At 71.6% G+C, this 11,381-nt stretch carries 6 protein-coding genes and 1 pseudogene; 4 read left to right on the top strand and 3 right to left on the bottom strand.

Annotated elements, in window-relative coordinates:
* Positions 1-53: 53 nt before the first annotated feature.
* The gene (locus TN53_RS29900) at positions 54-680 is read right to left on the bottom strand and encodes a TetR/AcrR family transcriptional regulator (RefSeq protein ID WP_046261834.1); all 627 of its coding nucleotides are present in this window, start codon (positions 678-680) and stop codon (positions 54-56) included.
* A gap of 166 nt (positions 681-846) precedes the next feature.
* On the opposite strand from TN53_RS29900, the gene TN53_RS29895 reads away from it, so the two are divergent.
* Genes TN53_RS29895 through atzF form a run of 4 tightly spaced genes read left to right on the top strand, consistent with a single transcriptional unit; the run spans position 847 to position 7,448 of the window.
* A complete protein-coding gene (locus TN53_RS29895) occupies positions 847-1,671 on the top strand; it encodes an urea amidolyase associated protein UAAP1 (protein ID WP_046261833.1) in 825 nt (274 codons plus the stop codon).
* Positions 1,668-2,267, top strand: a complete 600-nt coding sequence (locus tag TN53_RS29890; RefSeq protein WP_046261832.1) for an urea amidolyase associated protein UAAP2 — start codon at positions 1,668-1,670, stop codon at positions 2,265-2,267. Before TN53_RS29895 ends, TN53_RS29890 begins: the two co-directional genes overlap by 4 nt.
* Complete coding sequence (locus TN53_RS29885; RefSeq protein ID WP_046261831.1) at positions 2,264-5,776, top strand: 5-oxoprolinase/urea amidolyase family protein; 3,513 nt, start codon at positions 2,264-2,266, stop codon at positions 5,774-5,776. Before TN53_RS29890 ends, TN53_RS29885 begins: the two co-directional genes overlap by 4 nt.
* A 25-nt stretch (positions 5,777-5,801) precedes the next feature.
* Positions 5,802-7,448, top strand: a complete 1,647-nt coding sequence (gene atzF / locus TN53_RS29880) for an allophanate hydrolase (RefSeq protein ID WP_046261830.1) — start codon at positions 5,802-5,804, stop codon at positions 7,446-7,448.
* 96 nt (positions 7,449-7,544) lie between these two features.
* Here the strand turns inward: atzF and TN53_RS29875 are convergent, their stop codons facing one another.
* Both TN53_RS29875 and TN53_RS29870 read right to left on the bottom strand, forming a co-directional pair.
* Positions 7,545-10,406, bottom strand: a complete 2,862-nt coding sequence (locus TN53_RS29875; RefSeq protein WP_046261829.1) for a DEAD/DEAH box helicase — start codon at positions 10,404-10,406, stop codon at positions 7,545-7,547.
* A 40-nt stretch (positions 10,407-10,446) separates the two neighbouring features.
* Positions 10,447-11,378, bottom strand: a pseudogene (locus TN53_RS29870) (diacylglycerol kinase family protein).
* Between the last annotated feature and the right edge of the window lie 3 nt (positions 11,379-11,381).

Here is an 11,381-nt window from a genome sequence, read left to right as displayed (position 1 = left end):
GGTGCGTCACGGCGTACAGGCATACGAAAACCACTCACCGTGACGGGTGAAGGTCAGGTGCCCGCGATCCTCAGCGCCGCGTCCGCGGTGGCTTCCGCAAACACCGCCACCGGGCGGTCGGGGTCCGAGCGGTGGACGAGGATGACCCCCTCGATCAGCCCGAACAACAGATCCGTACGGAGATCGAGCTCGCTCTTGGCGAGCGCGCCACCGGCGCCGGTCGCGGCGAGCAACTGCCGGTAGGCGTCCTTGAGTTCGGCGCGCACGGCATGGAAGCCGGCGAACCGCTCGGCACGCACCTCGGGCAGCAGATAGAGGCCGCCCAGGTTGTACGGGCCGCCGCACAGGAGCTCCACGTCCGCACGGCACAGCTCCCACAGCCGGTCCTCTGCCGTGGTCGCGTCGTCGGCCAGGAGCTCGCGGGCGTACCCGAGCGACGGGGTGACCGTGGACTCCAGGAGCCGGGCGAGCAGCTCCTCCTTGCCGGAGACGTAGTGGTACATGGACGCCTGACGCATGCCCGCACGTTCGGCGACGGCCCGGGTGGTGGTGGCCGCGTAACCCCGGGTGGTGAACAACTCGGCGGCGGCGGCGAGCAGTTCGTCACGCGGCTCGAGCCCGCTGTCCGGCCGCTGTGCGGCGCGCGGTCTGCCGACCCGCCGTCCACCCGTCGTTCCCATACGCCGATCCTCGCACAGGGCACCATCCGGTGATCTTCGGCAGCACCCGGCCGGCACGGGTGAGGGCTCGGTAACCACCCCGCAACCCCCGGGCAATCCCCGCGACCCACCCCGCTCCTAATTTCTGTCGCACGACAGAAATAGCACCGGAGCCGGAGGTCCCGCGATGGCGACATCGACCACTTACGGAGCCCGCGATCACGCCCGCGCCCAGGAGGGCGCCCACGCCGAGGCCATGCCCGTCGTGCCGGCCGCGGACTGGCCGCAACCGCCCCGTGAGGCAGGGCCCCTGGTCTGGGCCGAGACGGTGGCGGGCGGCAACTACACGCACCGCGTACTCGCCCGCGGCACCGAGCTGCGCCTGACCGACCTGCACGGCGACGCCTGCGCACATCTGCTGCTGTACGCGGCGGACCGGCCCTGGGAACGGCTGAACGTCGCCGACACGGTGAAGGTGCAGTGGAACGCCTATCTGGGTGAGGGCGTGCTGCTCCTGTCCGACCAGGGCCGGGTCCTCGCCTCACTGGTGGCCGACACCTCCGGCCGCCACGACGCCCTGTGCGGCACCTCCACCCTCGTCCGGAACACCGAGCGGTACGGCGACGGCACCCCGCAGTCCGACTCCCCCGCCGGACGGGAGCTGTTCAAGCTGGCGGCCGCGAAGAACGGACTCGCCCCGCGCGATCTGCCGCCGTCGCTCTCCTTCTTCCAGGGCGTGGAGGTCCGTGAGGACGGCGCCCTCGACTTCAGCGGATCGGCGGGCCCGGGCGCGAGCGTGACGCTGCGGGCCGAGCAGGACGTCACCGTGCTCCTCGCCAACGTGCCCCACCCCGCCGACCCGCGCCCCGACTACGTCAGCACCCCGCTGGAGGTGCTCGCCTGGCGGGCCGCCGCGACCAAGCCCGGCGACCCGCTGTGGGACGCCACCCCCGAGGGCCGCCGCGCCTTCCTCAACACCGCCGAATTCCTTGCCGCGAGGGGGCTCGCATGAGCACGACCGTCGTTCCCGCCCGTGCCGCCTGGTCCGCGGTCGTCCGCACCGGGGAGACCCTCACCGTCACCGATCTGCACGGCAACCAGGCCGTCGACTTCCTCGTCTACGACGCCCACGACACAGCCGTCCGCTACAGCGCGCCCGACACGATCCACGCCCAGGGCAACGTCTTCCTGACCACGGGCACCGTGCTGATGTCGAACGAGCACACCCCGCTGATGACCGTGGTCGACGACGAGGTGGGCCGCCACGACACGGTCGGTGGCGCCTGCTCCAAGGAGTCCAACACCCTCCGGTACGGCCACCACACCTGGTCGCAGCACGCGTGCGTGGACAACTTCCTCGCGGAGGGCGCCCGTCATGGCCTGGGCAAGCGCGACCTGGTCTCCAACATCAACTGGTACATGAACGTGCCGGTCGACAAGGACGGCACCCTCGGCATCGTCGACGGCATCTCGGCCCCCGGTCTGAAGCTGACCCTGCGCGCCGAGTGCGACGTACTGGTCCTCGTCTCCAACTGCCCGCAGATCAACAACCCTTGCAACGGCTTCGAGCCGACCGCGGTGGAGATGACGATCGGGGCCACCGGATGACCTTCGACACCCTCCTCGTCGCCAACCGGGGCGAGATCGCGGTACGGATCATCCGCACCGCCCGCGAACTCGGCCTGCGCACGGTCGCCGTGTACTCCGACCCGGACCGCTCGGCACCCCATGTGCGGCTCGCGGACGAGGCCGTACGACTGGGGCCCGCGCCCGCCAAGGAGTCGTACCTCGACGCGGACCTGGTGCTGAGGGCGGCCAAGGACACGGGGGCGGGGGCCGTCCACCCCGGATACGGCTTCCTGTCCGAGGACGCGGCCTTCGCACGGCGCTGCGAGGAGGCCGGGATCGTGTTCGTGGGCCCGACACCGGAGCAGCTGGAGCTCTTCGGCGCCAAGCACACGGCACGGGCGGCGGCCGAGACGGCGGGGGTACCGCTGGCGCCGGGGACAGGACTGCTGGCGTCGCTCACCGAGGCCCTCGCGCAGGCCGAGGCCATCGGCTATCCCGTCATGCTCAAGGCGACCGGCGGTGGCGGCGGTATCGGCATGGCGGCATGTCGCTCCGGCGAGGACCTCGCGGACGCCTGGGAGCGTGTGCGGCGCGTCGCCGCCGCCTCCTTCTCCGCAGCGTCCGCATCAGGCCTCTTCCTTGAGCGCCTGGTCGAGCACGCCCGCCATGTCGAGGTGCAGGTCTTCGGCGACGGAGAGGGCCGAGTCGTCACGTTCGGCGACCGCGACTGCTCTTTGCAGCGCCGCAACCAGAAGGTGCTGGAGGAGGCGCCGGCACCGGGGCTGCCGGACCACGTGCGTGAGCACCTCGCCCGATCAGCGGTCGACTTGTGCGCCTCGGTCGGCTACCGCTCCGCCGGAACCGTCGAGTTCGTCTACGACGCCGCCCGCGAGGAGGCGTACTTCCTGGAGGTCAACACCCGCCTCCAGGTGGAGCACCCGGTCACCGAGGAGATCTACGGCGTCGACCTGGTCGCCTGGATGCTGCGGCTGGCCCGCGGCGAGAGGGACGTCGTGCGCGAGCCGGACAGCCCGCGCGGTCACGCCGTCGAGGCCCGGATCTACGCCGAGGACCCGTCCCGCGAACACCGGCCCAGCGCGGGCCTGTTGACGCGGGTCGAGTTCCCGCCGGGCGTGCGCGTCGACGGCTGGGTGGAGACCGGTACCGAGGTGACGACGTCGTACGACCCGATGCTCGCGAAGGTGATCGCGTACGGCTCGGACCGGGCCCATGCGCTGCACAGGCTCGACGAGGCGCTGGCCCGCACCCGCGTCGACGGCATCGAGACGAACCTGGGCCTGCTCAGGGCGGCGCTCGCGGACTCCCGTTTCGCCGGGGCGAGCCACTCGACGGCGACCCTTGCCGGGGTGCGCGACCGCACTCCCCGGATCGAGGTCGTCTCCGCCGGCACCCTCACCACCGTGCAGGACTGGCCGGGCCGCACCGGCTACTGGCAGGTCGGGGTGCCCCCGTGCGGCCCGATGGACGACCTGTCCTTCCGGCTCGGCAACCAGGCACTCGGCAACCACGAGGGCGCGGCGGGACTCGAATGCACCCTCCGCGGCCCGTCGTTGAGGTTCAGCCACACCACCACCGTGTGTGTGACGGGAGCACCCGCTCCGGTGACCGTGGACGGCTCCGCGGTCGCCCAGTGGGAGCCGGTGACCGTGCCCGCGGGGGCCCTGCTGGACATCGGGGCGCCTTTGGAACACGGCCTGCGGACCTATGTGCTGTTCGCCCGAGGGCTCGACGTACCCGCGTTCCTGGGCAGCGCGAGCACCTTCACGCTGGGCCGCTTCGGCGGGCACGGCGGACGGGCCCTGCGGACGGGGGACGTCCTGCACGGGGGCGGCCGGGCCGAGGGCAGGCCGGTCGACGACCCGCCCCTGTTCACCCGGACCTGGCACATCGGCGCCGCCGAAGGCCCCCATGCGGCACCGGAGTTCTTCACCGAGGACGACATCCACGACTTCTACGCCGCCGACTGGAAGGTCCACTTCAACTCGGCCCGCACCGGAGTCCGCCTCATCGGTCCGAAGCCGCGCTGGGCGCGCGCCGACGGCGGTGAGGCGGGCCTGCATCCGTCCAACATCCACGACACCCCCTACTCCGTCGGCGCCGTCGACTACACCGGCGACATGCCGGTGCTGCTGGGCCCCGACGGTCCCTCGCTCGGCGGTTTCGTGTGCCCGGCGACCGTGCTCAGCGGCGAGCGCTGGAAGCTGGGCCAGCTGCGGCCCGGCGACACCGTGCGGTTCATGCCGGTGGACGTCGCCGGAGAGCCCCGGCCGGCCATCGTCGACGGTGGCGTCCTCGCCCGCGACGGCGATGTGACCTACCGCCGCAGCGGCGACGACAACCTGCTCGTCGAGTTCGGCCCGATGCAGCTCGACCTGGCGCTGCGCATGCGCGTCCACGCGCTGATGGAGGCGGTGGCCGACGCCTGTCCGGACGGGGTCACCGACCTCACACCCGGCATCCGCTCCCTCCAGATCCAGACGGACCCACGGCGGCTCCCGCAGCACGAACTCCTCGCCGCGGTACGGGAGATCACCGCGTCCCTCCCCCCGAGCGACGAGCTCGTCGTGCCCTCCCGGACCGTCCACCTCCCCCTGTCCTGGGACGACCCGGCGACCCGCGAGGCGATCGCCCGCTACATGGCGGGGGTACGGGACGACGCCCCATGGTGCCCGTGGAACATCGAGTTCATCCGCAGGGTCAACGGCCTGGACTCGGTGAACGACGTCTACGACACGGTCTTCGACGCGGAGTACCTCGTACTGGGCCTGGGCGACGTCTACCTGGGCGCGCCCGTGGCCACTCCCCTCGACCCGCGGCACCGTCTGGTGACCACCAAGTACAACCCGGCCCGTACCTGGACCGCGGAGAACTCCGTCGGCATCGGCGGCGCCTACCTGTGCGTCTACGGCATGGAGGGACCCGGCGGCTACCAGTTCGTGGGCCGCACGACCCAGGTGTGGTCGGGGTGGCAGCAGCGCGGCGCGTTCGAACCGGGCTCGCCCTGGCTGCTCAGGTTCTTCGACCGGATCAAGTGGTATCCGGTCGACGCCGACGAACTCCTGGAACTGCGGGCCGACATCACGTCCGGGCGGTTCGTGCCACGGATCGAGGAGGGAACCTTCTCTCTCTCCGCGTACCGGACGTTCCTCGCCGAGAACGCCGAGTCCACAGCGGAGTTCAGGGCCCGCCAGCAGGCGGCCTTCGCGGCCGAGCGGGACGCCTGGGAGGCCGCGGGCGAGTTCGCCCGCGCGGACGCGGTGAGCGCTCCGGCCCCGCCCGCGGCGTCCGTCGAGATCCCCGAGGGCGGCCGGATCGTCGAAGCAGAATTCACGGCCTCCGTCTGGCAGTTGAACGTCGAGCCGGGCGACGAGGTCACCGCCGGCCAGCCACTGCTCGCGCTGGAGGCGATGAAGATGGAGTCCAGGGTGCACGCGCCGATGGACGGCGTGGTGACGGAGATCCTGGCGAGGCCGGGCGATCAGGTGGAGGCGGGGACGGCGCTGGTCGTGCTCGCACCAGTGAACTGAAACCTGTGAACTGAGAGAGGAACACATGCTGTCGAGAGTCCGAGCCGCCTACGCACGCATCGAGGCGGTGGACCGCCCCGAGATCTGGATCGACCTGCGCCCGCAGGACGAGGTCGAGGCGGAGGCACATGCCCTGGCCGAGCGCGTGGCCGCCGGCGAGCACCTCCCGCTGGCCGGTCGGCTCCTCGCCGCCAAGGGCAACATCGACGTCGCGGGGCTGCCCACGACCGCGGGCTGTCCGGCGTACGCCTACCACCCGGAGGCCGACGCACCGGTGGTGGCCCGGCTGAGGGCGGCGGGTGCGATCGTCCTGGGCACCACGAACCTGGACCAGTTCGCGACCGGGCTGGTCGGCACCCGCTCCCCCCACGGCGCGGTACGGGGCGCCCACGACCCGGCACGCATCAGCGGCGGTTCCAGCTCCGGCTCGGCCGTCGCGGTGGCCCTCGGCATCGTCGACCTCGCTCTCGGCACCGATACCGCGGGCTCGGGCCGGGTGCCGGCCGCCTTCAACGGCATCGTCGGCCTCAAGCCCACCCGGGGCCTGGTCCCGACGGCCGGCGTCGTCCCGGCCTGCGCCTCCCTCGACTGCGTGACGGTCTTCGCCCGCACCCTCCCGGAAGCCGAACAGGCGCTGTCGTTCATGACCTCCCCGCCGGACCGCGACCTGCCCCCGCTCCCCCAGCGAAAGCCGGGACCGTGGCGCGTCGCGGTCCCGTCGCGCGACCAGCTCGGCGAGCTGGACGAGGGCTGGGCGCAGGCGTACGAGGCGGCGGTGGAGCAGCTCCTCACGGCCGGCGCGTCGATCCACCCCATCGACCTCTCCCCCTTCACCGAAGCCGCCGCGATGCTCTACGAGGGCGCCTTCGTCGCCGAGCGCTACACCGCGGTGGGGAGCTTTGTCGACAAGTTGGCGTCAGAGGGTGGCACCGGCCTGGACCCCACCGTCGCCGGCATCATCACCCGCGCCCGCGACATCCCGGCCCACCAGCTCTACACCGACCAGGACCGGCTCGCGACCCTGAGGGCCCGGGCCGAGGCCGAACTCACCGACGCGGACGCCCTGTTGCTGCCCACCACACCGGGCCACCCCACCCTCGCCGAGGTCGCCGCCGACCCGCTGGGCGCCAACGCCCGCCTCGGCCGCTTCACCAACTCCACCAACCTCTTCGACCTGGCGGCAGTGGCCGTCCCCGCGGGCGAGGTGAGCGGCCTTCCCTTCGGCGTGATGCTGATCGGCCCGGCGTTCACGGACGAACGGCTGACACGGATCGCCGCGCTGCTCCAGCCGGAGACCCGGCTGGCCGTGGTGGGCGCCCACCTCTCGGGCCAGCCACTGAACCCCCAACTCCTGGCCCTGGGAGCCCGCCTGGACCGTACGACCACCACGGCCGCCGCATACCGCCTGTACGCCCTGCCGACGACCCCGCCCAAGCCGGGCCTGGTGTACGTCGGCGAGGGCGGGGCCGCGATCGAGGCAGAACTGTGGCGCCTACCGGCAGAGGGCCTGGGCCGCCTGCTGTCCGCACTCCCCCGCCCGATGACCCTGGGCAGCGTGGTGCTGGCAGATGGATCCGCGGTCCCCGGCTTCCTGTGCGAACCAAGCGCGCTGAAGGACGCCGAGGACATCACGTCATACGGCAGTTGGCGCTCATATGTGAACGCCGAGTAGGCAGCGCCCCTTCAGGGGCGCGGGGCTGTATCGATTTGCGGCTCCGCCGCGTGGGCGCGACCAGCCACAGTCACCCCGCACCCGCCAACGCACCCGTCACCCCACCGACGAGTAGGCGACAACCCCCCGCAGCAGCTCATCGACAGCCTTACGCGCGTTCTTCGCGACCGTAGACCCCTGCCCACCAGAAACAGGCGCCGCAGCCGAGATCTGCCCCAACACATCGATCACCTGCTTGCACCACCGCACAAAGTCCCCCGCCGGCATCTCCACCTCACGCAGCACCTCATCGAGCCCCTTCCCGGAAGCCCACATATAGGCGGCCCAGGCAAACCCGAGATCCGGCTCCCGCTGCCCCACACCCTCGGTCTGACTGATCCGGAAGTCCTCCTCCAGCGCGTCGAGCCGCCCCCAGATCCGCACCATCTCCCCGAGCGCGGCCTTCGCCTTGCCGGACGGCAGCTTGGGCGCCATCGCATCGTCACCGACCCGCGCCTCGTACACCAACGCGGAGACGCACGCGGCGAGTTCAGCGGGGGAAAGCCCCTCCCACACCCCGGCCCGCAGACACTCACTGGCCAGCAGATCGAGCTCACCGTAAAGCCGCGCCAGCCGCTTCCCGTGCTCGGTGACCTCGTCGCCCCGCAGATAGTCCAGCTCGGTCAGCAGCGCCACGATCCGGTCGAAGGTCCGCGCGATGGTGTTGGTACGGCCCTCGATACGCCGCTCCAGCTGCGAGGTGTCCCGCAGCAGCCGGTGGTACCGCTCGGCCCACCGCGCATGGTCCTCACGCTCGTCGCACCCATGGCACGCATGGGCCCGAATGGCCGTCCGCAAGCGCGCGATCTCACGGTCGTCGGCGGCCTGCGCCCGCTTCTTGCGAGCCCGCTCCGGCGGAATGTGCCCCGCCTTGGTACGCAGTGCGGAGGCGAGGTCCCGACGCGACTGCGGCGAGCGCGGGTTGAAGGACTTCGGGATCCGCATCCGCTCCAACGGCTCGACGGGCACCGGGAAGTCCATCGAGGCGAGCCGCTTGACCTGCCGCTCGGCGGTCAGCACCAGCGGGCGCGGCCCGTCGTGGTGCTCGAACCCGCGATGCCCGTTGGACCGCCCGGCGGGCAGCCCCGGATCCAGCACCAGTGCCAGCCCGGCGTACTTGCCCGTCGGCACATGGATGACGTCACCGGGCTTGAGCTTCTCCAGCGCGACGGCCGCCTCGGCCCGCCGCTCGCTGGCGCCCTGCCGGGCCAGCTCGGTCTCGCGGTCCTTCAGCTCGCGCCGCAGTCGCGCGTACTCCTCGAAGTCGCCGAGGTGGCAGGTCATGGACTCCTTGTAGCCCTCGAGCCCCTCCTCGTTGCGCTGCACCTGCCGCGAGATCCCCACGACCGACTTGTCGGCCTGGAACTGCGCGAAGGACGTCTCAAGCAGCTCACGCGACCGGTGCCGCCCGAACTGCTCGACGAGGTTGACCGCCATGTTGTACGACGGCTTGAAGCTGGACCGCAGCGGATACGTACGCGTGCCCGCGAGGCCTGCCAGATGCTCAGGGCTGCTTCCGCGCTGCCACAGCACGACGGCATGACCCTCGACGTCGATACCGCGCCGCCCGGCACGCCCGGTCAACTGCGTGTACTCGCCCGGCGTGATGTCCGCGTGCTGCTCGCCGTTCCACTTGACGAGCTTCTCCAACACCACCGACCGCGCGGGCATGTTGATGCCCAGCGCGAGCGTCTCGGTCGCGAACACGGCCTTCACCAGGCCCCGCACGAACAGTTCCTCGACGACCTCCTTGAAGGTCGGCAGCATGCCCGCGTGATGGGCCGCGATACCGCGCTCCAGGCCCTCCAGCCACTCGTAGTAGCCCAGGACGTGCAGATCCTCGGTCGGAATGGCGGCGGTGCGCTCCTCGACGAGAGCGCGCACCCGGCCCCGCGCCTCGTCGTCGTTGAGCCGCAGCCCGGCGTACAGACACTGCTGTACGGCGGCCTCACAGGCGGCCCGGCTGAAGATGAAGGTGATCGCCGGCAGCAGCCCTTCGGAGTCGAGCCGCTCGATGACCTCGGGGCGCCCCGGGGTCCACACCCGCGACCGCTGTCTGCGCTCGCGCTCCCGGTCGGCCTCGCGCATCGCACGGCCACGTCTGCGGTCCTGGTAGGACGGGCGCTGCGCCTCCATGCGGGCCAGCCGCGTGAGGTCGGGGTTGACGGCCTTCTTCTGGCCCTCGCCCTCCTCGAACAGGTCGTACATCCGCCGCCCGGCGAGCACGTGCTGGAACAGCGGCACGGGCCGGTGCTCGGAGACGATCACCTCGGTGTCGCCCCGGACGGTGTCGAGCCAGTCGCCGAACTCCTCGGCGTTGGACACGGTCGCCGAGAGGGAGACCAGGGTGACCGACTCCGGGAGATGGATGATCACCTCCTCCCAGACGGCACCGCGGAAGCGGTCGGAGAGGTAGTGCACCTCGTCCATGACCACGTACCCGAGACCGAGCAGGGTCTGCGAGCCCGCGTACAGCATGTTGCGCAGCACCTCGGTGGTCATCACGACCACCGGGGCATCGGAGTTGACGCTGTTGTCGCCGGTGAGCAGGCCGACCTTGTCGGCGCCGTAACGACGCGACAGGTCGGCGTACTTCTGGTTCGACAGCGCCTTGATGGGTGTCGTGTAGAAGCACTTCTTGCCTTGTTGCAGGGCGAGGTGGACGGCGAACTCGCCCACGATCGTCTTGCCCGAGCCGGTGGGCGCGGCCACCAGCACGCCCTTCCCCGACTCGAGCGCCTGACAGGCCTCGATCTGGAAGGGGTCGAGGCCGAAGTCGTACATCTCGCGGAAGTCGGCGAGCGCGGTGGCCTGCTCGGCAGCGCGCACGCGCGCGGCCGCGTACCGCTCGGCCGGTGAGAGGTCCTCTGTCATCGTGCTTTCGAGCGTACCGGGCCCCACTGACAACAGGACGATCATTATCCGGATCCCGTCTTGTCAAACCCCGGGTCCGTGCACTTCAGGGCCCCGCGACGCGTACCGCTCCCGGAATGCAACGCGCGGTCGGCGGCAGCGGCCCGAGCGGCTCCCCGTCGGCGTACCCGGTGCTGTGTTCACCCGGGGGATGCCCCCGGACCCCCGCCACGGCGCTGATCTCGACCTTCGCGGCCCGGTGCACGGTGTCCTTGGCATGGTCGACATGCGTGCCGCGGTACACGCTCGGGAACACCTTGAGCAGCGTGGCCCGGCCGCAGTCCCCGACCACGGTGATGTCGAACAGCCCATCGGTGAGGTCGGCGCCGGGACGGATCCGCATGCCCCGCCGTACGACGATCCGTTGCCGACCGCGACGAGGGTCGCCTCGATCTCCTGGACCTCGCCGTCGTCCAGCCTGATCCGGTACGGGACGGGCTTGAAGGCGGCCAGCTCGGCGACCGTCGCCAGGTCGTACCTGAAGCGGCCCATCGGCCATCGCATGCGGTTGCCGCGGTCGTTGCCGCGGTCGTTGCCGCGAAGGTCGAAGCCGGAGGCGAGGACGGTGCCGAACCAGCGGCCGCCGGCCCGCCCCAGGTCGATGTCACGCAGGTAGCCGCCCTTGAGCGCCTCGGCGATCCGTCGGCCCGCGGCGGCCGGGTCCCGCACGGCCAGGCCCAGGGCGCGGGCGAGGTCGTTGCCGGTGCCGACGGCGACCAGGCCGAGCGGGGTGCGGGTGCCGGCGACGGCCTGCAGGGCCAGGTTGGCCATGCCGTCGCCCCCGACGGCGACCAGGGCGCCGGTGCCGTCCGCGACGGCGCCGCGCGCGCGTGTGAGGGCGTCCTCGGCGTTCTCCCCGAGGACCGTCCGCACGGAGAAACCGGCCGCCCGCAAAGCGGAAGCGGCCGGCTGCGCCGCGTGGGCGCCCCGGCCGCGACCCGCGGTGGGGTTGACGAAGAGGGTGATCTCGCTGGTCACGTC

Origin of the sequence: Streptomyces sp. WM6386 (assembly GCF_000972385.1) — a bacterium.
Classification (GTDB): domain Bacteria; phylum Actinomycetota; class Actinomycetes; order Streptomycetales; family Streptomycetaceae; genus Streptomyces.
This window is presented reverse-complemented; position numbering and strand designations above follow the sequence as displayed.

Coding starts and splice junctions, on each gene's coding strand:
- TN53_RS29895 (WP_046261833.1), top strand. CDS start 847: ATGGCGACATCGACCACTTACGGAGCCCGCGATCACGCCCGCGCCCAG.
- TN53_RS29890 (WP_046261832.1), top strand. CDS start 1,668: ATGAGCACGACCGTCGTTCCCGCCCGTGCCGCCTGGTCCGCGGTCGTC.
- TN53_RS29885 (WP_046261831.1), top strand. CDS start 2,264: ATGACCTTCGACACCCTCCTCGTCGCCAACCGGGGCGAGATCGCGGTA.
- TN53_RS29875 (WP_046261829.1), bottom strand. CDS start 10,406: ATGATCGTCCTGTTGTCAGTGGGGCCCGGTACGCTCGAAAGCACGATG.
- atzF (WP_046261830.1), top strand. CDS start 5,802: ATGCTGTCGAGAGTCCGAGCCGCCTACGCACGCATCGAGGCGGTGGAC.
- TN53_RS29900 (WP_046261834.1), bottom strand. CDS start 680: ATGGGAACGACGGGTGGACGGCGGGTCGGCAGACCGCGCGCCGCACAG.